At 30.4% G+C, this 22,948-nt stretch carries 27 protein-coding genes, 1 tRNA gene and 1 other RNA gene; 10 read left to right on the forward strand and 19 right to left on the reverse strand.

The window, feature by feature from the left end:
* Nucleotides 1–90 precede the first annotated feature (90 nt).
* Genes L8V82_RS01480 through L8V82_RS01495 form a run of 4 tightly spaced genes read left to right on the forward strand, consistent with a single transcriptional unit; the run spans nt 91 to nt 3,336 of the window.
* Nucleotides 91–438 (forward strand): FlaG family protein, encoded by a 348-nt coding sequence (locus tag L8V82_RS01480; protein ID WP_263723752.1) that lies wholly within the window; start codon nt 91–93, stop codon nt 436–438.
* Between the two features lie 2 nt (nt 439–440).
* Nucleotides 441–2,735 (forward strand): flagellar filament capping protein FliD, encoded by a 2,295-nt coding sequence (gene fliD, locus L8V82_RS01485; RefSeq protein WP_263723754.1) that lies wholly within the window; start codon nt 441–443, stop codon nt 2,733–2,735.
* Nucleotides 2,736–2,752: 17 nt separating this feature from the next.
* Nucleotides 2,753–3,124, forward strand: coding sequence for a flagellar export chaperone FliS (fliS, locus tag L8V82_RS01490; RefSeq protein WP_039618295.1), 372 nt, complete (start codon nt 2,753–2,755; stop codon nt 3,122–3,124).
* Nucleotides 3,121–3,336, forward strand: a complete 216-nt coding sequence (locus L8V82_RS01495) for a hypothetical protein (protein WP_133318894.1) — start codon at nt 3,121–3,123, stop codon at nt 3,334–3,336. Before fliS ends, L8V82_RS01495 begins: the two co-directional genes overlap by 4 nt.
* On the opposite strand, the gene rnpB is transcribed toward L8V82_RS01495, so the two are convergent.
* The 8 genes from rnpB to L8V82_RS01535 form a co-directional block, all read right to left on the reverse strand.
* An RNA gene (gene rnpB, locus L8V82_RS01500) (RNase P RNA component class A) lies at nt 3,331–3,653 on the reverse strand. The two genes, L8V82_RS01495 and rnpB, sit on opposite strands and share 6 nt — an antisense overlap.
* A 26-nt stretch (nt 3,654–3,679) precedes the next feature.
* The gene (locus L8V82_RS01505) at nt 3,680–4,219 is read right to left on the reverse strand and encodes a hypothetical protein (protein WP_263723755.1); all 540 of its coding nucleotides are present in this window, start codon (nt 4,217–4,219) and stop codon (nt 3,680–3,682) included.
* Nucleotides 4,182–5,192: a hypothetical protein gene (locus tag L8V82_RS01510; RefSeq protein ID WP_263723756.1), complete on the reverse strand. Its 1,011-nt coding sequence runs from the start codon at nt 5,190–5,192 to the stop codon at nt 4,182–4,184. The genes L8V82_RS01505 and L8V82_RS01510 overlap by 38 nt, the downstream gene beginning before the upstream one ends.
* Entirely contained in the window at nt 5,182–6,054 is an 873-nt protein-coding gene (gene era / locus L8V82_RS01515) for a GTPase Era (protein WP_263706158.1), read from the reverse strand. The genes L8V82_RS01510 and era overlap by 11 nt, the downstream gene beginning before the upstream one ends.
* A complete protein-coding gene (hslU, locus tag L8V82_RS01520; RefSeq protein WP_263663317.1) occupies nt 6,051–7,370 on the reverse strand; it encodes an ATP-dependent protease ATPase subunit HslU in 1,320 nt (439 codons plus the stop codon). Before hslU ends, era begins: the two co-directional genes overlap by 4 nt.
* A complete protein-coding gene (gene hslV / locus L8V82_RS01525; RefSeq protein WP_039618282.1) occupies nt 7,367–7,909 on the reverse strand; it encodes an ATP-dependent protease subunit HslV in 543 nt (180 codons plus the stop codon). The genes hslU and hslV overlap by 4 nt, the downstream gene beginning before the upstream one ends.
* Nucleotides 7,909–8,352 carry a 50S ribosomal protein L9 gene (rplI, locus tag L8V82_RS01530; protein ID WP_263723757.1) on the reverse strand — a complete coding sequence of 148 codons (444 nt, stop codon included), beginning with the start codon at nt 8,350–8,352 and terminating at the stop codon, nt 7,909–7,911. The genes hslV and rplI overlap by 1 nt, the downstream gene beginning before the upstream one ends.
* Nucleotides 8,353–8,363: 11 nt before the next feature.
* On the reverse strand, nt 8,364–9,584 hold the full coding sequence (locus L8V82_RS01535; protein ID WP_214100654.1) for an argininosuccinate synthase: 1,221 nt from the start codon (nt 9,582–9,584) through the stop codon (nt 8,364–8,366).
* A 114-nt stretch (nt 9,585–9,698) separates the two neighbouring features.
* Here L8V82_RS01535 and L8V82_RS01540 point away from each other — a divergent pair, with 114 nt between their 5' ends.
* From L8V82_RS01540 to L8V82_RS01560, 5 genes are read left to right on the forward strand one after another with little or no spacing between them, the layout of a single operon-like run.
* Nucleotides 9,699–9,947 (forward strand): RNA-binding S4 domain-containing protein, encoded by a 249-nt coding sequence (locus L8V82_RS01540; RefSeq protein WP_039618276.1) that lies wholly within the window; start codon nt 9,699–9,701, stop codon nt 9,945–9,947.
* Entirely contained in the window at nt 9,944–10,351 is a 408-nt protein-coding gene (tsaE, locus tag L8V82_RS01545) for a tRNA (adenosine(37)-N6)-threonylcarbamoyltransferase complex ATPase subunit type 1 TsaE (protein WP_263723759.1), read from the forward strand. The genes L8V82_RS01540 and tsaE overlap by 4 nt, the downstream gene beginning before the upstream one ends.
* The gene (lptB, locus tag L8V82_RS01550; RefSeq protein WP_039618272.1) at nt 10,344–11,069 is read left to right on the forward strand and encodes an LPS export ABC transporter ATP-binding protein; all 726 of its coding nucleotides are present in this window, start codon (nt 10,344–10,346) and stop codon (nt 11,067–11,069) included. Before tsaE ends, lptB begins: the two co-directional genes overlap by 8 nt.
* The gene (locus L8V82_RS01555) at nt 11,069–12,316 is read left to right on the forward strand and encodes an RNA polymerase factor sigma-54 (protein ID WP_263675274.1); all 1,248 of its coding nucleotides are present in this window, start codon (nt 11,069–11,071) and stop codon (nt 12,314–12,316) included. The genes lptB and L8V82_RS01555 overlap by 1 nt, the downstream gene beginning before the upstream one ends.
* Nucleotides 12,317–12,322: 6 nt before the next feature.
* Entirely contained in the window at nt 12,323–12,940 is a 618-nt protein-coding gene (locus L8V82_RS01560; RefSeq protein WP_263723760.1) for a YggS family pyridoxal phosphate-dependent enzyme, read from the forward strand.
* On the opposite strand, the gene murG is transcribed toward L8V82_RS01560, so the two are convergent.
* From murG to L8V82_RS01605, 9 genes are all read right to left on the reverse strand, one after another.
* On the reverse strand, nt 12,933–13,964 hold the full coding sequence (murG, locus tag L8V82_RS01565; RefSeq protein ID WP_263723761.1) for an undecaprenyldiphospho-muramoylpentapeptide beta-N-acetylglucosaminyltransferase: 1,032 nt from the start codon (nt 13,962–13,964) through the stop codon (nt 12,933–12,935). The two genes, L8V82_RS01560 and murG, sit on opposite strands and share 8 nt — an antisense overlap.
* Nucleotides 13,961–14,566 (reverse strand): serine O-acetyltransferase, encoded by a 606-nt coding sequence (gene cysE, locus L8V82_RS01570; RefSeq protein WP_263723762.1) that lies wholly within the window; start codon nt 14,564–14,566, stop codon nt 13,961–13,963. The genes murG and cysE overlap by 4 nt, the downstream gene beginning before the upstream one ends.
* Nucleotides 14,563–16,392: a biosynthetic arginine decarboxylase gene (gene speA / locus L8V82_RS01575; RefSeq protein ID WP_263723763.1), complete on the reverse strand. Its 1,830-nt coding sequence runs from the start codon at nt 16,390–16,392 to the stop codon at nt 14,563–14,565. Before speA ends, cysE begins: the two co-directional genes overlap by 4 nt.
* Nucleotides 16,389–17,615: a histidine--tRNA ligase gene (hisS, locus tag L8V82_RS01580; protein ID WP_263723764.1), complete on the reverse strand. Its 1,227-nt coding sequence runs from the start codon at nt 17,613–17,615 to the stop codon at nt 16,389–16,391. Before hisS ends, speA begins: the two co-directional genes overlap by 4 nt.
* Complete coding sequence (gene tmk / locus L8V82_RS01585; protein WP_263723765.1) at nt 17,608–18,192, reverse strand: dTMP kinase; 585 nt, start codon at nt 18,190–18,192, stop codon at nt 17,608–17,610. Before tmk ends, hisS begins: the two co-directional genes overlap by 8 nt.
* Entirely contained in the window at nt 18,183–18,662 is a 480-nt protein-coding gene (gene coaD / locus L8V82_RS01590; RefSeq protein ID WP_263676756.1) for a pantetheine-phosphate adenylyltransferase, read from the reverse strand. The genes tmk and coaD overlap by 10 nt, the downstream gene beginning before the upstream one ends.
* Nucleotides 18,662–19,240, reverse strand: a complete 579-nt coding sequence (locus tag L8V82_RS01595) for a UbiX family flavin prenyltransferase (protein ID WP_263723766.1) — start codon at nt 19,238–19,240, stop codon at nt 18,662–18,664. Before L8V82_RS01595 ends, coaD begins: the two co-directional genes overlap by 1 nt.
* The gene (gene flgA / locus L8V82_RS01600; RefSeq protein ID WP_263723767.1) at nt 19,237–19,905 is read right to left on the reverse strand and encodes a flagellar basal body P-ring formation chaperone FlgA; all 669 of its coding nucleotides are present in this window, start codon (nt 19,903–19,905) and stop codon (nt 19,237–19,239) included. The genes L8V82_RS01595 and flgA overlap by 4 nt, the downstream gene beginning before the upstream one ends.
* 71 nt (nt 19,906–19,976) lie before the next feature.
* Nucleotides 19,977–20,051, reverse strand: a tRNA-Gly gene (locus L8V82_RS01605).
* A gap of 108 nt (nt 20,052–20,159) precedes the next feature.
* On the opposite strand from L8V82_RS01605, the gene L8V82_RS01610 reads away from it, so the two are divergent.
* Nucleotides 20,160–20,456: an invasion antigen C gene (locus L8V82_RS01610; protein ID WP_039668370.1), complete on the forward strand. Its 297-nt coding sequence runs from the start codon at nt 20,160–20,162 to the stop codon at nt 20,454–20,456.
* A 30-nt stretch (nt 20,457–20,486) separates the two neighbouring features.
* On the opposite strand, the gene L8V82_RS01615 is transcribed toward L8V82_RS01610, so the two are convergent.
* Both L8V82_RS01615 and murA read right to left on the reverse strand, forming a co-directional pair.
* On the reverse strand, nt 20,487–21,647 hold the full coding sequence (locus tag L8V82_RS01615) for a molybdopterin molybdotransferase MoeA (protein ID WP_263723768.1): 1,161 nt from the start codon (nt 21,645–21,647) through the stop codon (nt 20,487–20,489).
* Complete coding sequence (gene murA / locus L8V82_RS01620; RefSeq protein WP_263661344.1) at nt 21,644–22,900, reverse strand: UDP-N-acetylglucosamine 1-carboxyvinyltransferase; 1,257 nt, start codon at nt 22,898–22,900, stop codon at nt 21,644–21,646. Before murA ends, L8V82_RS01615 begins: the two co-directional genes overlap by 4 nt.
* Nucleotides 22,901–22,948: the final 48 nt, after the last annotated feature.

Here is a 22,948-nt window from a genome sequence, read left to right on the forward strand (position 1 = left end):
GTAAGAAAATATAGATTTTTAATCTAAATATTAAGTTTTTTAAAATTATGTCGATAGAGTATTTTAAAGTCTTTTAAAAAGGAGTTTAAAATGGACATTAGTAACAATATTCAAAGAGATGCAAATGTAGCTCATTTTAACACAAAAAGCGTTGAAAAAGCACCTCAAGAGAATAAGCAACAACAAGTTAATTTAAACGATCAAGATGAGAATTTAAATGAAAAACTAAAAAACGCGACAGAAAAGCTTAATAGTCAAATGGAAACACTAGGAACAAATGTGCGTTTTGCATTTAATGACAAAATCAATGAAATGTATATAAATGTTACCGAAAAAGACACAGGAAAACTGATACGTAAAATTCCTAGTGAAGAAGTAATGAAATTAATAGAGCATTTTAAAGGTGTTATTGGTACTATTTTTGATAAGGAGAGTTAATCATGGCAGTAGGTAGTTTAGGAAGTTTAGGGATAGGTTCAGGAGTTTTAACAAGCGATACGCTTAATAAACTAAAAGAAGCAGAAATGCATGCGAATTTGAAATTTTATAATTCACAACTTGAAACCAATGGCTTAAGACAGAAAGATTTGGCAGAGCTTGAAGCTAAACTACTTGCATTTCAAACAGCTGTAAATAGTCTAGGAGATGCTTCACAGTTTAATCAAAAAAAAGTATCACCTAGTGTAAGTGGAGATAGTGCTGCTGCTAGTTTAACTGTAGGATCCTTATCCAATCTTACAAACATGAAAGTTATTGTTGATCAACTTGCTCAAAAAGATGTATATCAAAGCAATGGTTTTAAGGATAAAACTTCATCGGTACTACAAAATTTAGGTCTAAGCGGCACCAAATCTTTTACAATCACACAAGATGGAAAAGAATATAAAATAGAAATTGATCAAAGCACTACCGTAGCTCAACTTGCTGAAAAAATCAACTCTGCTACAGGCGGCAAAGTAGAAGCTAAAATAGTCAATACTGGAGATAAAGAAAACCCATATCGTTTAGTAGTACAAAGCAAAGACACTGGAACGCAAAATAATATTTCTTTTTCAGGTGATGAAGATCTCTTAAAAGGTATGGGATGGGAGCTTGATAAAAATAGTATTAGCGCTGGTGGTTTATTTGGTTTTAGACAACAAGGTAATACAGATAAAACTCAAATTAGCGGATCTCTTACTACTAGTATAAATGAAAATGATAAACTTCTTGGCTCTGGCGAAAAAACTTCTTTAACTTTTGTAGTTAAAAATGGTGATACTTACGATAGATATACCATAGATATCGATGAAAATACTACTTATAAAAGTCTAGCTGAGCAAATTAGTAAAAAAACTGGTGGTAAAGTTAACCTTGAAATAAAAGATGGAGCAGCAACTTTCAAAACAACTAATGGGGCTGAGCTTGGAATTTTTGATGGAGGCTATGCTGTAGATGAAGATGGTAATATTGATAAAGCAAATTATACTAGAGATGACAAAGCTACTTCATTATTGAAAGATAAATTTGGTATTACTTTAGATACTAGTACTCCACAAGGATATAATGTTTCTAAAGATAATAAAAATCATATCCAAAAAGGAATGGATGCTATCTTTAGTGTAGATGGTGTTCAAATGACTAGACCAACCAACACTATTACAGATATAAGTCCAGATACTACCTTAGAGCTTAAACAAAAAGGTGAAATAAGCTTTAATGTGACTCAAGATACAGCCGCCATAGCTGAATCTTTGGAAAGTTTAGCAACTGCTTATAATGATTTAATGTTAAATCTTACAGCAGCTACAAAATATGATCCTGATGCAGGGACAAAAGGAAATTTTGTAGGTGTTAATGCAATCTCAAATATAAAATCTCAAATTAATAATATTTTACTTCAAACCATCACAGTTGATGGAACAATCACAGTTGGAGATAGTGAAACTTCAGAAGGGACAAAAATATCATCTAAAGTTAGTTTATCTTTGGCTGATTATGGACTTACTATATCTAATGGAACCATGACTTTTGATTCTTCTAAATTTAACACCAAATTTAGCGAAGATCCGGAAATGGCTGAAAGATTTTTCGTAGGAAGTAATGGTTTTGAAGATATAAACTTAAGTGGAGAAAAAGTTGGAGGATTTGCAAAAGACAATCCAGGTGGTATTAACTTTACTGATTCAGAATTTAAAATTATTTATAATGAAGAAACCATAGATTTAACTAAAACAAAAAATGGCGATCCTTTTGTGCTAACGGGAAGTACAGATGAAGAAATGGCTCAGAATTTAGTTGATCATATTAATAGCTTTGGTTTAGAAGGTTTAGAGGCTAGTTTTGAAATTATCAATCAAGGAAGTCCTGATCAAAAAATTCAATTTAAAATTAAAGGAACTTCAGGAAGCGATTTAGAAATTCAAGGTAAAGAAGAGTTTTTAAAACAATTTGGCTTAAGTCCTAAAACTATGTATTCAAATTGGAAAGAAGAAACTGGAACTTTTGGCGTGCTTAAAAACACCATGAGAGAAATGATGAGTTCAGAAGGTTCTTTTGGCGGGTATAAAGCTTCTTTAACAAAAGAATCAAAGAATTTGAATGAAACCATAGAAAATACAAAAAGCTCTATTGACACAAAATATGATACTATGTGGTCAACATGGGCAGCATATGATAGTATTATTTCTAAATTAAATAATCAAGCAAGCGTTATTGCTAATATGATTAATGCAGCAAATAATCAAAATTCTTAAAATAAGAAAGGATTTAAATGGTAAATAGTGCAGTTTATAATGCATATTCACAAAGCCAAGCAGGCGTAGAATCTCAAGAAAAACTTATAGAGATGTTATACGGAGGGATTCTACGCTTTGCAAGTAGGATAAAAATAGCTATACAAAATGAAAATATAGAAGAAAGAGTGTATTATGTAAAAAGAGCTAGTGCTATTTTTGTTGAGCTTATTAACTGTCTTGACTATGAAAAAGGTGGAGATGTAGCACATTATCTGAGTGGCTTATATACAAGAGAATTACAACTTCTTTCTTTAGCAAACATAGAAAATAATGAGGCTAGAGTAGATGAAGTAATAAATGTAGTAAAAGGCTTACTAGAAGCTTGGAGGGAAGTACATCAAAAATGAGTGAAAAAAAATGGATAGATGAGTTTAAACTAGCTGTATATACTGAAGATGTGGAAAAAATAGTTAAACTCATCGAAAAACCTGATTTTAAAGATTGTCCTAATGAAGCCTTGGCACTTACTAATGAAGCAATAGCTTTTATGAAAAAAAAGCAAGATGAAGTAGCAAAAAATTTGCAAAAACTCAAAAAAGCTTCTGCTTATATGAAGTAAAACATGGCGATAAGCCGAGTTCTGTCAAGAGCGATCATTTATCTAGACTTGTTTTTGCAAACAAATTCAAGCGAAGGGTTATATTATAAGACTAAAACCACCCCTTCTTGCTGCAGATTGGGTTTACATAGCTAGCTTTGTTACCAAAGCTACTGGTAGGCTCTTACTCTACCGTTTCACCTTTTCCATAAAAATATGGTAGTTTTCTTTCTGTTGCACTTTCCCTTAGGTTGCCCTAGCCATCCATTAGATGGAATCCTTGTCTTATTGCAGCTCGGACTTTCCTCTTCGAAAGAAGCGATCGCTTGCCATGTTTAGATGAATTTTATCAAAAAAATCATTTTTATACTAGAGTAAAAATAAGTTTTAGTGTGATTTTTAGTTCATTTTCATATTTTGTAAGCTCTAAATTTTTAACTTTTATATAAGAATCTAGTTTTTGTAAAAATTGCATTAAAAAATAAAAATCACTAACAAAACTCAATTTTAATTCATAATAAGTAAAATATTCATCTTGACTTTTATAACTTTGGATTTGTAAAGACCTTATTTTAGCAAGATTTCTCTCAATATCTTTTAAAATGCTTTGATAGTCCTTGTCTAAACTCAAGAATGACTGCTCGTTATAAGATATATTTTCATCTTCTTTTAAATCAGAAATCATTTCTTGTTTTTGCTCGTATTTTGTTTGTAAAACATATAGTTCATCTTTTGACAACTTCATTTGTTTTTCAAAATTATCAAAAACACTCATATAAACCATGAAAAAACCAAAAACAAAAGCAACTATCAAAGCTAGTGCAAATTCACGCCCAGATAACCTAGCAAAGATATTTTCTAAATTTTTATAAAGATTTTTCAAAAACAAGAGTGATTTTTCCATTATTAACTTCTTTATTTTTTAATACAAAATGATGTTTTTTAAAATCTTCATAAAATTCATAGTCATTTTTAAGTTCTACAATAAAATCATTATTTTTAACATGCAAAGCCTCTATATAAGCTTGATGAGAATTTAAAATTTTTAAAAAATCATAAAAATCTTTATAACAAAGTGTATTTATATAAAATTTTTGCAACAAATCAACCTTTAACTCATTTTCTTCTTGTAGTTTTTTAAACTCTTGATTTTGTTTTTGATTTATTTTTGCTTGCTCTAAAATATCATCTTGCTTTTTTATTAAATTTTCATATTTTATTTTTTCATTTTCGTAAAATGATTTTTGTGTATACAAATACAAAGGATAAGCTAAAGCTAGCAAAACTCCACAAGCAAAAGCTAATAAAATCTTAAAACTAAAAGATTTTAAATGATTTATTTTTTCTTTGTTAGTAAAATTAATCTTGACTTGAACGCAATTTTTTAACAATTTTTGATAAAAAATTTTACTATTAAATTTATCAAAACTGCTAAGATTTTGAGTATCATCTATGCTTATAATGTGCTTATAAGTATTTTTTAATTTTTCATTATATATTTTATCATAAACATTTAATGGTATAACTTTACAATTTTGAAAATCACACCCCAAATACTCCACTAAAACTATGTATTTTTCTTTAAATAATAATGCAAGATTTTCACTATTTACATCATTCTTAAAATACACTTCAAAAAGTAGGGGTTCTGGGATTATATAATCAATATCTAAAATATCTTCATACTTGCACAAAAATACATGAGTAAAAGATTTATCTTGAAAATACTTTAGCTCATAAGAAAAATCATCTTTAAGACCAAGCTCTTCAAAGCTCTTTTTTAAAATTTCATCTTCACTAATAGGATTTACAAATTTAATATATAAAAGTTTTTCATAAGCAAGAAAATCTTTTTTGATGACTTTTTTACTCATCATAAAGGATTTTCTTAAGGTTTTGCTCGTTTTTGTGCCAATTTTTCTCAAGTTGAACGAATAATTTTAGCATTACCTTTTTTTGTGCTAATTTTTCTATTTTAACCCTAGCTTCTTTGCCTATACGCTTAATTGTAGCTCCATCTTTACCTAGTATCATTCCTTTGTGAGAATTACTATCTGTAATGATAATAGCATTGATATAATAAATTTGCTCTAGTTCTTTGATTTTTTCTATTTTTACTTCAGTGCTATAAGGAATTTCATCACTTAAATTTTCATATATAGCTTCTAAGATAAAATCTCTATAAATATCCTTTTCATTTGTGGTAGTAATAAACTCAGGATCAAAATAATACGGATGTTCAGGCAAATACTTAATCATCTCATCTAAAAGAATTTTTTTATAAAATTTTTGCTTAGCAGAATAGGGGATAATAGCACTAAAATGTGAGCTAAACTGAGAATACTCGCTTAATTTTTTAAGCAAAACCTCTTTTTTTACTAAATCAACCTTATTGATTAATACAATATGTGGCACTTTAGGGTTTAAACTTAAAAAATTTTCATAATCTTTAATATCATCATAAATACTAGCTACAAATAAAATCACATCACAATCCGCAATGCTTTTAATCGCCAAATCAATCATAAGCTGATTCATAGCCTTAGAGCTTGCATGCAAACCTGGTGTATCTATAAAAATAAGCTGATGATTTTCATGCATTATGATCGCATTAATCTTTCTTCTTGTAGCGTTTTGCTTATGAGAAACCATAGCAACTTTTTCTTCTAATAAAGAATTTAGGATAGAACTTTTTCCCGCATTAGTTCTACCCACTATGCTTATAAAGCCACTTTTCACAAGATATACCTAGCTAAATCTTTATTTTCTATGATATCTCCAAGCTTAACTTGCACTTTAAAATCATCTATTTTATAAACTTTTCCAGCATATTCATCTGCTTCAAAACTAATATCTTCTAAAAGTTTTTCCACTACTGTATGTAAACGTCTTGCACCAATATCTTGCATTTCTTCATTGGCCTTGCTTGCTATTTTTGCTATTTCTCTAATGGCCTCATCTTCAAAAACAAGCTCTACATTTTCAGTTTTTAAAAGCTCAATGTATTGTGTTAGTAATGAATTTTTAGGTCTTGTTAAAATAGCATATAAAGCATCCTCATCTAATGAATCAAGCTCAACTCTTAAAGGAAAACGCCCTTGAAGTTCAGGGATTAAATCACTTGGCTTACTTAGATGAAAAGCACCTGCAGCGATAAATAAAATATGATCAGTTTTTAAAGGTCCAAATTTAGTTTGTATAGTACTACCTTCAACTATAGGAAGTAAATCTCTTTGCACCCCTTCTTTACTTGGATCTTGGCGGTTTGAATTGGAGCTTGAAACTGCTACTTTATCTATCTCATCGATAAAAATAATCCCTTCATTTTCAGCTCTTCTTAAAGCCTCGCCTTTAATACTTTCCATATCAAGAATTTTCTCACTTGCTTCTTGAGCTAGAGCTATTCTTGCATCTTTTACTTTCATTTCTTTTTTAACTTTTTTATTACCCACACCAATAACTTTTACTATATCTTGCATAGCACCCATTTCAGGTGGTAAATTTGGATTAGCATCAAACACGCTTTGTGAAATTTCAACTTCTATTGTACTATCATCTAAATCACCAGCTTTTAATTTCACGCGCATTTTTTCTAAAGAATTTTGATACTCTTCTTGTTTTTCTTCGCTAACACCCTTTGGTAAAGGCGGTAAAAGTTTTTCTAAAATCTTATTTTCTATAAATTCATTAATCTTTTCTTTATTTTTTTCTTTTTCTTCATTTTTTACCAAATTTAAAGCAGCATTAGCTAAATCTCTAACCATGCTTTCTACATCACGCCCAACAAAACCAACTTCAGTATATTTACTTGCTTCAACTTTTACAAAAGGAAGTCCCATCATCTTAGCAAGGCGTCTTGCAATCTCTGTTTTACCAACTCCAGTTGATCCTATCATTAAAATATTTTTTGGCATGATATCATCTTGAAGTTCAGGACTAAGCTGCATTCTTCTATAACGATTTCTTAAAGCAATTGCTATGATTTTTTTAGCATTTTTTTGTCCAATTACATAATCATCTAAAAATTTCACAATCTCTTTTGGAGTTAAATTCATTTATCATCCTCAATTACATAAGTTTTAATATTTGTATTAGTATAAATGCAAATTTCACCAGCTATTTGCAAGCTTTCTTTGACTAATTCTTCTTCATCTAAACTTGAGTGTTTAGCTAAAGCTCTTGCTGCAGAAAGTGCATAATTACCCCCACTACCAATAGCAGCTATAGCGCCATCTTCAGGCTCAACTACATCTCCAGTTCCTGAAAGTAAAAATATATGATTTCTATCTAATACTAACATCATTGCTTCAAGTTTTCTTAGATATTTATCCTTACGCCATTCTTTTGAAAAATCTATTGCAGCCTTTAATAAATCACCCTTCGAACTAGAAAGTAGTTTTTCAAACATATCAAAAAGATTAAAAGCATCAGCAGTGCTTCCTGCAAAGCCTGCTAATACTTTTCCATTGTTTAATTTTCTAATTTTAACTGCATTGTTTTTTAAAACAGTATTTCCAAAACTTACTTGTCCATCTCCGCCAATTACAGACTTATTTTTACCTTTATAAGCTAAAATTGTAGTTGCGTGAAACATTATTCTCCTTTAACTTCTAGCTTAAATACAGCATGAATCGCATGGCCTAATTTTGCTGAAATTTCATGCATGCCAAGTTCTTTTATAGTATCACATTCTAAGCTTTTTTTATCAAGCTCTATGCCTTTTTGATCCTTTAGCGCATGTGCGATTTCATCTTTAGTAACCCCACCAAACAAGCTTCCATTAGCTCCTACAGGCTTAGCTATGCAAATAGTGATTTTAGATAATTCTTCTTTTAATTTTTCCAAATTTGCAAGCTCAAATCTTAAATTTTCTGCCTTTTTCTTTTGCTCTGCTTCATATTGTTTTAAAACTTCGTGTGTAGCAACCTTAGCAAAACCTTTGGCAATTAAAAAATTTTGTCCATATCCATCTTTTACTTCTTTAACTTCTCCTGCTTTTCCTAAGCTTTTTACATCTTTAATCAATAATACTTTCATTGTTTTCCTTTTTAAAATTTTCTTCCATTTTTACCTGCGATGATAAATCTCAAAGCATTTAATCTTATAAAACCTGCTGCATCTTTTTGATCATACACAGCATCTTCTTCAAAAGTACAATAAGCCTCACTAAATAAACTATCATTCGCACTTTCTCTGCCTATTACCATTACATTACCTTTATATAATTCAAGTTTAACTTTACCATTTACATATTTTTGTGACTCATCAATTAAGGCTTGAAGCATTAATCTTTCAGGTGAGAACCAATAGCCATTATAAATTAAACTTGCATATTTTGGCATTAATTCATCTTTTAAATGCGCTGCTTCTCTATCAAGAGTGATACTTTCTATAGCGCGGTGTGCTTTTAAAAGTATGCTTCCACCTGGGGTTTCATAACAACCTCTACTTTTCATACCCACATAGCGATTTTCAACAATATCAAGACGACCTATACCATGTTTTGCACCAAGCTCATTAAGTTTTGCTAAAAGCTGCGCAGGAGACATTTTTTCTCCATTAATAGCACATAAATCGCCTTTACTAAACTCAAGCTCTATCACTTCACTTTCATTTGGAGTTTCTTTTAAATCTTTCACCCAGCGCCACATATCTGCTTCGGGTTTAGCCGCAGGATCTTCAAGCACTAAACCTTCATAAGAAATATGCAATAAATTTGCATCCATAGAATAAGGTGATTTACCTGGTTTTTTAGCTATATCAATACCATGTTTTTGCGCATAGGCTAAGAGTTTTTCACGGCTATTTAAATCCCATTCTCTCCAAGGAGCAATGATGGCTAAATTTGGATTTAGTGCCAAAGCACCTAATTCAAAACGCACTTGATCATTCCCTTTACCAGTTGCCCCATGGCTAATAGCATCTGCTTTTGTTTTATTTGCTATTTCTACTAAAGCTTTTGTTATCAAAGGTCTTGCTATACTTGTACCTAGTAAATATTCTCCCTCATAAATAGCATTTGCTCTAAACATAGGAAACACATAATCTTTTACAAATTCATCTTTTAAATCTTGAATAAAAATATTTTCTTCTTTTACGCCCAAAGAAAGTGCTTTTTTTCTAGCAGGCTCAAGCTCTTCACCCTGCCCAATATCTGCTGTGAAAGTTACTACTTCACATTTATACTCATCTTGTAGCCATTTTAAAATTATACTTGTATCAAGTCCACCAGAATATGCCAAAACCACTTTTTTGATATCTTTTTTCATTGTCTTTCCTCTTTGTAAAAAATGATTGTAAAATTTAACGAATTTAGCTTAATATAATGTAAAATATTTAAACATTTTATAACATTTTCTTGTATTTTTTGATAAAATATTTTTATGAGAATAGATAAGTTTTTAAATGTAGTTAACATCACTAAACGCCGTGCTATTTCAGAGGATATGTGCAAAAGTGGTGTAGTAAGTATAAACAATCAAGTGGTTAAAGCTAGTAAAGAAGTAAAAATTGGCGATGAAATAAGCATTAAATTTATAGAATATACTAATATTTATAAAGTCTTAGATATACCAACAACCAAAAGCATACCAAAAGCTATGCAAGAAAAATATGTGGTAAAAATTCAATGAAAGAAATGATTTTAAGCCAAAATGAGCTTTATAGGCTTTGTGAAATTTTGCCTAAAAATGGAGTTATTTTACTTCAAGGGGATTTAGCAAGCGGTAAAACTACTTTGGTGCAAAATTATGCTCAATTTCTTGGAGTAGAAAAAACACTTAATTCTCCTACATTTTCCATCATGCAAGAGTATGATTTTCAACAAGGTAAAATGTATCATTATGATATTTATCAAGAAGGTTTTGATGGACTTTTAAAAAATGGTTTGATTGAAAATTTTTTTGAAGAGGGTTTGCATTTGGTAGAGTGGGGTGATGAAAAATTAAAAAAATACTTAGATAAATATCAAATTTTTAATATAATTTTACAAATCATTCCTTATGAAAATAAAAGAAAGTATATAATACATGAGTAAGCTAGAAGCTAGAAATTTAGAAAAAATCATTAAAAAAACAAAAATCATACACGATGTTTCACTAGAAGTGCAAAGCGGGGAAGTTGTTGGACTTTTAGGGCCTAATGGGGCAGGAAAAACTACAAGTTTTTATATGATATGTGGGCTTATTTTACCAACAAGTGGGCAGGTGTTTTTAGACTCACAAGATATCACAAAAGAACCGCTTAATAAAAGAGCAAAACTTGGCATTGGGTATTTACCTCAAGAAAGTAGTGTTTTTAAAGATTTAAGTGTGGAAGAAAATTTACTTTTAGCCGCCCAAGTAATATATAAGGATAAAAATTTATTAGAACAAAAGATAGAACAAATGCTAGAATTACTTAGCATAGAACCTATTAGACACAGAAAAGGTATGAGTTTAAGTGGGGGTGAAAGAAGGCGTTGTGAGATAGCAAGATCGCTTATGTGTGATCCTAAATTTTTACTTTTAGATGAACCATTTGCTGGGGTTGATCCTATCGCAGTGAGTGAAATTCAAAGCTTGATTAATGACTTAAAAGCTATGAATATAGGTGTTTTAATCACTGATCATAATGTAAGAGAAACTTTAGCAATTTGCGATAGAGCTTATGTGATTAGAAGTGGAAGGTTGCTAGCTAGTGGCAATGCTAATGAAATTGCACATAATGAAGATGTTAAAAAATACTATCTTGGAAGTGAGTTTAGACTTGAATAATGCTTAAACAAAAAACCTCTATAACGCAAAAAGCAAAACTATCACAAACCTTAAGATCTTGGCTTCCTATATTGCAAGCTAATATTGAAGATCTAAAAGAAAGCTTAGATGAATTTGCTAAAGAAAATCCTTTTATAGAGATCAAAGAAAACTCAAGTATTACAAGCAATCAAAACAAGTATTATCAAGAATATTTTAGTAAAAATACCACCACGCAAATGATTGACGCAAAAAGCTTGGAAGTAAAAAATGTGTATGAACTTTTAAGCGAGCAAATCATACCACCATTTTTTCCTACTAAAAAATCCCAAACCATTGCTGAAAAAATCATAGAATGTTTAAATCATGAAGGTTATTTTGAGTATGATGAGGAGATTTTAGGTGAATTTGATCCTTTAGAAGTGGAAAAAATCAGGCAAAGATTTAAATATCTTGATCCCGTTGGAGTAGGGGCAAAAGATAATCAAGAAGCTTTTATTTTTGCACTAGAACATTTTGACTTAGATGATGAGCTTTATGAGTTTTGCAAAATGTTGATTTTAAATTTAGAAAATGCAAAAGATTTTATCAAAGATCCTTTGTATAAAAAGGCTATAGCGATAATTAAAAAAATCTCTATTCCGCCTTTTTTAGAGTATTTTGAAGAGAGTATGGAAATCATTCCTGATATATTTATTTATCAAGAAAATGGTGAAATTAAAATTAAAATCAATGATGATTATTACCCTGAAATTGCTTTTGAAGCAGATGGCTTAGATCATGAGTTTTTAAGTGCTTATTTAAAAGATGCTAAAAATTTAATCGATGCATTAGCTATGCGTAAAGCTACCCTTTATAAACTAGGGCTTATGATTATAGAATATCAATATGATTTTTTCATGGGCGGGGATATTAAACCTATGCAGCTTAAAGACTTAGCACAAGATCTTGAAAGAAATGCTTCTACCATCTCAAGAGCAATTGCAAATAAATACTTAAGTTGCGATAGAGGCTTAATACCCTTAAAATCTTTCTTTACCACTGCAGTTGATGATGGTGAAACTTCTAATGCTACAATCAAAGATTTTCTTAGTAATTTAATTAAAAAAGAAAATCCTAAAAAACCTTTGAGTGATTTAAAAATTCTTGAACTCACTCAAAAAGAATTCCCAAGTGTACAACTAGGGCGTAGAACTATCACTAAATATCGTATGCAACTTGGTATAGGAAGCTCAAGTGAGCGTAAAAAATTATATGAATTGATGTAGGAAAAGATGAATTTAGAAAGTATTTTTGAAAAAACCATAAAACAAAATGTGCGTTTAGTAGCAGCTAGCAAGTATGTTCAAGATGAACAAATTCGAGAGCTTTTTAAGCAAGGTATTGTAGAGTTTGGAGAAAATCAAGTCCAAGCTTTAGCTTTAAAAAAAGAAAAACTTCAAGACTTAGAAATCAAGTGGCATTTTATAGGTAATCTTCAAAGTAATAAAATCAATCTTTTAATCAAACAAAACCCATTACTTTGGCAATCTTGCAATGGTTTAAAAAGCGCCAAAGCTGTAGATAAAAGACTTGATTATAAATTAGATACTTTATTAGAAATAAATACTGCTAATGAAAGTTCTAAAAGTGGTATAGAGCAAAATAAAGCAATAGAAGAGTATTTGCAAATACAAGAAGAGTGTAAAAATTTAAATCTAGTAGGGGTTATGTGCATAGGCTCTATGGATGAGGAAAAAGTTCAAGAAAGTTTTGAGCAAACTTTTAAAATCTATGAAAATTTACAAAAACACGGGGCAAAAATTTGCTCTATGGGTATGAGTGGGGATTTTGAGCTAGCTATAAAATGTGGCTCAAATATGGTGCGTTTGGGGAGTATTTTATTTAAATAAACCCCATTTGTTTTGCTTTTTCTATCATAAAATCTGCACCATTTTCACTTTTTAATTCTTGCAAGGCTAAAGATTTTTCTTCTAGTGAGAAATTTTCTACCAAATTTAAAAATTGATGTTTTTCTTCTTGGGTTAAAATTTCACATAAATTACGCTCTTTTAAATACAAAGCATTAAAATACTGATGATTTTTAGCCGCATATGGATAAGGAATAAAAATACAAGGAAGTAAATTTGCACTAAGCTCAAAAAGACTGCTTGCGCCTGATCTTGATATGGCTAAATCTGCTTTAGAAATTTTATCTATAATGTTTTTATCAAAGTCAAAAAGCTCTGCATTGACATTTAAATCCTCATAAGCTTTTTTACATCTTTCATAATCATTCTTACCGCATTGATGAATGATATTTATACCTTTTTCTTTAAAGTATAAAGCATTTTCTAAAGCAAGATCGTTTATAAATTTAGCCCCTTGAGAGCCGCCAAGAAAAATAATATTTTTTAATTCTTTTCTCACTCTTGCTTTTTGTGAAAAAATTTCATTAATAGGATAAGGACAAAAGAAAGTATTTGCTTTATTAATTTGATCATCAAAAGCAGTAAAAAAAACTTTAGAAAAAGGCTTTAAAAGTGAATTTAAACTTCCCATTTTTGAATTTTGCTCATGGATTAAAAGTGGGATATTTGCCATTAAAGCACCAAAAGCGCCTGGAGCACTGCTATATCCACCCACACTAAAAACTACTTTAACATTATGTTCTTTTAAAATTTGTTTTGTTTTTCTTGCAAGTTTTACAATATGCAAAAACGATTGAACCTTAGCTAAGCCTTTTTTATTAACAACGCCTTGAGAGCTTAGAAAGTATTTTTTATAAAAGCCATTTTCGTTTTCAAACCAAAGTCTATCTTGGCCATTTTCACTTCCTATGTAAATGCATTCTATGCCTTGTTTTCTTGCACTTTGCAATAAACATCTAGCTATAGCTAAATGCCCTCCCGTGCCTCCACCTGTAATTGCTATCATTTATCCTCTTTATTTAGCTTTTCTTCTAAAATAGCAAGCCTTGCTTCTAGTTTAGCGATTTTTTCTTCATAATCAATCTTGCCATGTTCTTTAATATAAGCAGGTATGCCAATAGCTGTTAAATTTGGTCCAACATCTTTTAATACAACTGCATTTGAGCCTATTTTTGCATTTTTACCTATGGTAATATTGCCTAAAATTTTAGCACCAGAACCTATAATCACGCCATCTTCTATAGTGGGGTGTCTTTTGGTATTTTTATCTAAACTCGTTCCACCCAAAGTAACACCTTGATAAATCAAAACATCATTACCTATAATAGAAGTCTCACCAATCACAACCCCACTTGCATGATCCATAAATATCCTTCTACCTAGCGTAGCCCCAGGGTGTAAATCAACTCCAGTAAGAAACTGAGAAATTCCACTAATAATCCTTGCTATTTTTTTAAAACCTTTTTGGTAAAAAAAATGCGCAAAACGATAATTTACCACAGCCCAAACACCAGGATAGTTAAAAACTAATTCCACCCAAGATCTATATGCAGGATCTTTTTGTTTTGGCATAGAAAAATCTTCTTTGATTAGTTTAAAAATACTCATTTAGAACCTATACTTTTTAAATATCCATTATCGTTTAAGAATAAATAAATTTCACCCAAAATATGCTTTTTTTGATTTTCATTAACAAGTTTTGAAGCATAAATTTTTTCATTAATATTATCCATAATTGCATGAATATCATAGTCAAGATCTTCTAAGGTATCTAAAATAGATTGAGCCTCTAGTACGCTTTCTACTTCAAAACCCTTTTCATTAATACTTATACAAGCTTCGGTTGGATGTGTAAAAAGATTATGCTTCATACCAAGCACTTCTTGATAAGCTCCCACTAGGAAAAATCCCAAAAAATAATCTTCAGCTTCTACATCAATATCATGTAAAAACAAAGGATTATCTTTAGAATAAGAAATTTCTCCATCACTATCACAAGTTATATCCCATATGCTTGCGCTTCTAGTTGGCTTTTTATTAAGCCTATCAAGTGGCATGATAGGGAAATTTTGCTCTAAACCCCAAAAATCAGGTAAAGACTGAAATACTGAAAAATTCACTAAATATTTTTCTTGCACTTCATTTTGCAAACTCGATAAATCAGCTTGATCACCCACTAAAGAAATAGCTTTTCTCATAATCAAATGCACTAAAATTTCACTATTAGAGCGATCTTGTAAATCCACATAACCCAAATCAAACAAGGTTAAAATACTCTCCATATGATCAATGCTATCATGTAGATACTCAAGCGCATTAGAAGCTTTAATGTTTTTATACAAATCATAAAGTTCATCAATAAGTTTTGGATTTTTATCTTTTAATAAAAGCTTGCTTTCTGTGTATTCTTGAGAAAAAAGCTCTAAAACAGGCGCTACTAAAACAGCATGATTAGCTGCTACAAAACGCCCACTTTCTATAAAAATATCAGGCTCTAAATCTTTTTTTTGTTCTGCAATACCTTTTAAAATAAACACAACATCGTTTGCATACTCACTTAAGGTGTAATTTCTACTTGTTTCGTTTTTAAACTGAGAGTATTCTACTGCTAAACCCCCGCCAAGATTAATAGCTTTTAAATTTTTTGCCCCCATTTTTCTAAGCTCGGTGTAGATATTACCCGCTTCATTTAGAGCTTTTTTCAAAGGATGAATTTCAGTAATTTGTGAGCCTAAATGAAAATGTATCATAGTAAATTGCTCTAAAAGTTTATTAGCTTTTAAAAGATTTACCGCTTCAATCAGTTCAGTGGATGTTAAACCAAATTTTGAATTTATACCACCACTTTTTGCCCAAATTCCTACTCCAGCTGAATGCAAACGCACCCTTAAACCTATATTTGGCTTTGGCTTAAAACGATTTTTAGCAATTTCAATCATCGCTTCAAGCTCATTAAGTCCTTCCATAGTTAAAGTGATATTATGACCCATTTCACACGCTATAAAGCCCATATTTATGAGTTCTTTATCTTTAAAGCCATTAACTGTTATAGGTGCATCTTCATTATTATAAGCCATAGCTAATAAAAGCTCGGCCTTACTTCCTGCTTCTAAGCCATAGTTATATTCTTTACCTAGATTAACTAAATTTTTTACAAAACCTGGATATTGATTGACTTTTAAAGGATATACAGCATTAAAAGAACCTTTATAGTTAAATTCTTTTTTTGCTTTAGAAAATTTTTCATAAATCTGCTCAATTTGCTTATGGATTAAATGAGGAAAACGAAGCAATAATGGCCCCTTATAGCCATCATCACGCAAAGTATTTACTATATCTATAATGGCAGGTTTTTTACCATGATTTACACATACTTTGCCATTTTCGATGATAAAATTATTTGCACCCCAAATATTAATACCATAATCAATCATAACTCATTCTCCAAATTTGCTAATTTTATATTTTTAGTATCTTTATTTTCCAAATTTTTATAAAAAATCTCTTCTTTTTGCATTTCATCTTCACCTATACACAAAAAGATTTTAGCATTAGCATTATCTGCTTGGTTTAAATGCTTTGCAAGTTTTTTTGCTTCATAGCTTAAATATACTTTATGTTTTTTTCTTAAAGTATTTGCTAGTTTAAAAATAGTATCTATATAAGCTTCATCCATAGCACAAAGATAAATTCCTTCTCTTGATTTTACACTTTGTTTTTGCTCTAAAATAGCCATAATCCTTTCTATACCCATAGCAAAACCCACGCCATAGCCACTTTTACCATCTAAGTATTCAATTAATCTATCATATCTTCCACCACCTGCTACGGCAGCTTTTGCACCGATTTCATCACTAACAAACTCAAATGCACTTTTAGAATAATAATCAAGCCCGCGCACTAATTTCTCATCACATTCAAACTCAACATCATTTTCTTTTAAAAGTTTTTGTAATTTTTCATAATCTTTTTTGCAACATGGGCATAAATTTTCACTTAGTTTTGGCGCATTTTCGATTAAACTTTGACAATGATCATTTTTACAATCAAGCACTCTAATAGGGTTTAAATCTTTTCTTCTTAAACAATCCTCACAAAAACCTTCTTTAGAATTTAAAAAAGCTATGAGTTTTTCTTTATATACACCCATACATTCTTTACAGCCTAAAGAATTAATCTTCAAACTTGTATGAATTTCTAAGCGTTTAAAAATTTCATTTAGCATTAAAATAATACTCGCATCCTCATACACACTTGCTATACCAAAGCTTTCTACTCCAAATTGATGAAATTCACGTAATCTTCCTTTTTGTGGCCTTTCATAGCGAAACATAGAACCATGATAAAACCATCTTTTAACACTTTGAGCCTTATCCATTTTAGCTTCTATGTATGATCTTACCACCCCAGCTGTCCCTTCAGGCCTCAAACACACTTCATTGCCTGCTTTATCAACAAATTCATACATTTCCTTACCAACTATATCAGAGCTTTCCCCAACGCTTCTTTTAAAAAGCTTAGTAAGTTCTAAATGCGGGCAATTAATAAAAGTAAAACCATAGTTTTTAGCTACTTCTTCACAAGTTTTTACTACTTTTTCATAAAGAGCAGCTTGATCATCTTGCAAATCTTTCATTCCTTTTAAAGCATTAATCATCTATAAATTCCTTAATCTTTTCATGTAAATTTTCAATGCTTAAAGAAGCATCTAATTTTAAAATTTTTATATCTATCTTAGTTTTTAAAAACTCTAAAGTTTCTTCTAAAGCTTTTTGTATATTTAAAAAATACTCAATCCCTCTTTTTTCAATACTATCTAAATCTTTTTTAGAAAGTCTTTGTGCGATAAGCTCTTTAGAACCATGCAAAAATACAACCTTTTGTGGAAAAACTCCACCTGTGGCAAAAGAGTTTAACTCAAATAAAATATTTTGATCAAAATCACATCTTGCATAAGCCATATTAGAAATAAAACTACGATCTGAAATGATAAGTTTGTTTTTATTTTGCGCTAAATGCATGTCGATTAAATTTGCTCTATCTGCTAAAAAAAGCAAAAGCTCAGCCTTTTTAGAAAATTGCATTTTACTTTCTAATAAAATTTTTCTCAAATGCACTCCAAGCTCACTTCCACCTGGTTCTTTAGTAAAAAATGCATTATGAAAATATTTTTTTAAAAGTTCTATCTGTGTGCTTTTACCCACACAATCAACCCCTTCAAAAGCTATATACAATCTCTCTCCTTTAATAAAGGTATAATTTCTTTTGGCACAAGCTTGCTCACATCACCATTATGAGCACAAATTGATCTTACTATAGAGCTTGAAATAAAAGAATTTTTTAAATTTGGCATAAGATATATGGTTTCAAAATCTTCCCAAAGCATGTGATTTGCATAACCAAGTTGCAGTTCATACTCAAAATCACTCACCGCTCTTAAGCCTCTTATAATGATATTTATTTGCAAATTTTTAGCAAGATCTACTAGTAAGTTATCAAAAGTTACAATTTTAACATTTTTTAAGTCTTTTGTAGCAATTTTTACCATTTTTTCTCTATGCTCTAAGCTAAACATAGGCTTTTTACTCTCACTTTTAGCTATAGCAACGATTACTTCTTCAAACATCTTACTAGCTCGAATGATCACATCTAAATGTCCATTAGTGATAGGATCAAATGTTCCTGGGTATATACAACTAGCCATCATTGCCACCTTTGGTATAAATTATGCTCAATATTTGCTAGATCAAGCCATTTTCCTATGATAAATTCATATAGTTTTTCCAAATTATCAATCTTAGCATAACTTGCCATTACAGGAGGAGCAATGATAACTCCATAGCTAGAAAGTTTAGCCATTTGTTCTAAATTTAAAGTAGAATAGGGCATTTCCCTTACTCCAAGTATGAGTTTTTTGCGTTCTTTTAAAGCCACTCCTGCAGCTCTTGTAAGCAAATTATCATTTATACCACAAGTAATTTTTGCCAAAGTGTTAATCGAGCAAGGTGTGATAAAAGTCGTTTCTATACCAAAAGATCCGCTTGCTACGCATTGACTAATATCTTCATTATCTAAAAAATTTACATGTTCAAGTTCAAATTTATCTTTTGTGTGTTGCAAAAAGTCTATATTTTCTAAAAGAGAATTTTCTTTTGCAAAGCTTATTTTTGCATTTTTACTCACGATGGCATAAATTTGTCCTTTTTCTTTTAAATGTTTTAATAATAAAAAACCAAGTTCGCAAGAACTAGCTCCGCTAATACCTACTAAAATTTTTCTCATTTTAGCTCCACATAATTTTTACTAATGACTTTACCATGCACGACTTTTCCATCTTTATTTTTAAGGCGAATTCTTTGGTTTAAATTTCCACTTTGCAAGGCTTTTAACTCTATTATCATGCTTAAATCCCCATCTTTGATAATCCCATAAACAGAATCATTTCTTTGTATAAGGGTTTTAGTTTTAAACATACTATATTTTAAAATCATATTTTCTCTTATATTGCTTTTGGCTATTAAATTTGCGATTTCATCTTTTTTTAATACACCTTGGGGAGCTTTATCAAAAGGAATTTTTAAAATTTTAAAACTAGCAGGACTTAAATTTTCATTGCGCGCAATAGGGCGCGTGGTTTGTAAAACTTCTAATTTTGCCTTTAAAAAATACTTAAAAAATATATTTTTTTTAAACTGCTCTGGAGTTTTAAATTCAGCCTTTACAAAACCATCTGCTCTATCAAAATTATGATTACCCAGCTTTAAAAAAATATATTGATTAAAATCAGCAGGCAAACTTGATTGAGTGTTAAGATCTAAAGAAATGATTTCTAGTTGTGGATAATTTGTCTTAAATTCTTTAATCAAAGCTAATTTTACTTCATCAAAATTCGAAGCAAAACTAAAAGTATAGAAAAATAAAACTAGAATGATTTGCTTAAAAAACAATACAGCGACCTTTTATAAAAATATATTAATCGTATAATACATTAAAAAAGTTTGATTTTAGTTAAAAGAAGTGGAGCGGGAAACGAGATTCGAACTCGCGACCCCAACCTTGGCAAGGTTGTGCTCTACCCCTGAGCTATTCCCGCGATTTAAAAGTAGAGTGTTATTTTATCAAAACTTTATTTTATTGTCAAGTTTTTAAAATTAAGGAATGTTTTTTGCTTGTGATTATTAAATTTTAAAAAGGAGTTCTCATGCAAGTAAATGATAAAAATAGTCCACTAGCCCTAAATAATATGACAAAAATCAAAGAAAAAAACACATCTTCAGATGAATTTCAAGCTACACTTAATGCACTTAAAGACAAAGAAGAAAAAGAGTATAAAAAAGATAGCAACAATGCTTTTAGTAATACAGATTTAAATATAGGTTCAATTTCTAAAGATTATAGCGTATATGCTTGGGAGAAATTACGCCAAAGCAAATACCAAAAAAATGAAGAAAATATCCTAAACAATCTTTTTAAAACCTTAGATAAAGCAAGAAGTTAATCATTCAAAATAGGGTAGTGTAACACCCTATTAAATTTTTAAAACTTTAACTTCTTGATCTTTTGCTAATTTTATATCATCAATTTGCGTGATTAAAATATGCGTGTTTTCACATAAAGGTTTTAGCATACCTGAGCCAAATTTAGCTTCGCTTGGTTTAAAATATCCATCGACTAATTTTCCAAAAGCAAAATCATTTCTTTGGCCTTTGAAATTTAAATCTTTAGTCAACCTTGCTTTATCAAATTCCAAAAGTTCTTTACCATAAAGTAAATTGAGTATATTTTTTGCAAAAATATGCGTTGAAACTAAAGAAGCCAAAGGATTTCCTGGTAGGGCTAGAAAAAGCATATCGCTTTTGCTAAAAAGTTTTACATGCTTACAAAGTTTAGCATTGACTTTTTCAAAAATAGGGCTAAAATCACACTCAAGCAAAGCTTGTTTGATAAAATCAGCCTCACCCACGCTAGCTCCACCACTGCTTATAAGCATATCAAATTCTTTATTTTCTAAAAGCTTTTTATATGCATTTAAATCATCTTTTATAAGCCCTAAATACTCAACATCAGCATAATCTTGCAAAATAGCATAAATTCCAAAAGCATTTGCATTATATATGCTGTATTCATCAGCATTTTTCCAAGGCTCTACAAGCTCATCTCCACTTGAAAAAATCCCAACACGCAATTTTTTAACGACTTTTAGCTCATAAATTCCTTGAGCAGCAAGCATAGCTACCATGCCTGAAGTGATTTTTTGTCCCTTTTTAAACAAAAGCTCTCCAAGCTTTGCTTCCTCGCCTTTAAAACGGATGGCATTGTTTTCTTTAGCGTTTTTAGCATTGAGCTTTTCATCTTCAAGCAAAGCTTCTTCAAACATTAAAATGGTGTTTGCATTTTGAGGAATTTTAGCTCCTGTCATAATTTTATAGCATTCATTTTTTTCTATAATATAATCATTTTTATCGCCTGCTAAAATACTTCCTTTAATTTCTAGCAATTCATTCTTATGTGCATAATTTAACGCATAACCATCTAGGGCAGAATTATCAAAAGTGGGTAGATTTTTTTTCACAAAAACATCTTCATACAAAATACACCCCAAAGCCTGTGTTAAATTTACTTTTTGAAATTCATTTTTTGCTTTGATTTGTTCTTTTAAAAAATTTAAAGTTGTAAAAATATCTCTCATTCTTCAAGCCTTCTTATACTTGCACCTAGTTTTTTAAATTTTTCTTCTAAATTTTCATATCCTCTATCAAGATGATAAATTCTATGAATTTTACTAGTTCCTTTAGCTGCTAAAGCCGCTAAAATCAAAGCAGAAGACGCACGCAAATCAGTAGCCATAACATCAGCTCCCAAAAGCTCTTTAGTGCCATTTATAGTAGCAATATGCCCGTTTAATCTTATATCAGCTCCCATTCTTAAAAGCTCACTTACATGCATAAAACGATTTTCAAATAATCTCTCATCAATAATGCTTGTGCCATTTGCTTTTAAAGCTAAAGCCATAAATTGTGCTTGCATATCCGTTGGAAAGCCTGGATATTCGCTAGTTAAAATTTCAACTGGTTTGATTTCTTTAGCAGGATTTATACTAATACTATCCTCATTAATATCAAAGCTAAAGCCCATTTGCTCTAGCTTTGCCAAAACTGCGCTAAGATGGCTTGCATTGACTTTTTTTAGAGTGATTTTTGAGTTAGTGATAGCTCCTGCACACAGATAAGTTCCTGCTTCAATGCGATCAGGAATGATTTCAAAAGGTTTAAATTCTAAAAGCTCTCCACTTGTACCATAAATTTCAAGCTCAGAAGATCCTATGCCTTGTATATCAAGCCCAGCTCTAGCTAAAACCTCACAAAGTTGTACCACTTCAGGCTCTTTAGCAACATTTAAAAGTCTAGTTTTACCATGAGCTAAGGCTGCTGCCATAATGATATTTTCACTGCCTGTAACAGTGATTTTATCAAACATCACATCAGCGCCCCTAAGCTCTCCACTAGCTACCACATAACCTTGTTTAATCTCAATATTAGCTCCCATTTTTTCTAAAGCTAAAAGGTGCAAATCAATAGGGCGTTGGCCTATAGCACAACCTCCCGGTAAAGAAACTTCGCAATTTCCAAATCTAGCTAGTAAAGGCCCTAAGGTAAGTATAGAAGCTCGCATTTTACGCACAATGTCGTATTTTGCTATGGTTTTATTTAAATGTTTTGTATTTATTTTTGCAAAATTGTCTTTAAAAGTATAATTTGCTCCTAAATTTTCAAGCAAAGAAAGTAGGGTACAAATATCTGCTACATTTGGTAAATTTGAAATTTGCACTTCATTTTTAGCTAAAATACTTGAAGCTATCAAAGGAAGTGCTGCATTTTTTGCACCGCTTATTATCACTTCTCCATTTAATTTTTCAACACCATCAATCTCTAAATAAGTCATTAATTTTCCTTAAAATATATACATAATGATATAATAATATTTTACTAC

Source organism: Campylobacter sp. IFREMER_LSEM_CL2151, assembly GCF_025771725.1.
In the GTDB taxonomy this organism is placed as follows: domain Bacteria; phylum Campylobacterota; class Campylobacteria; order Campylobacterales; family Campylobacteraceae; genus Campylobacter_D; species Campylobacter_D lari_C.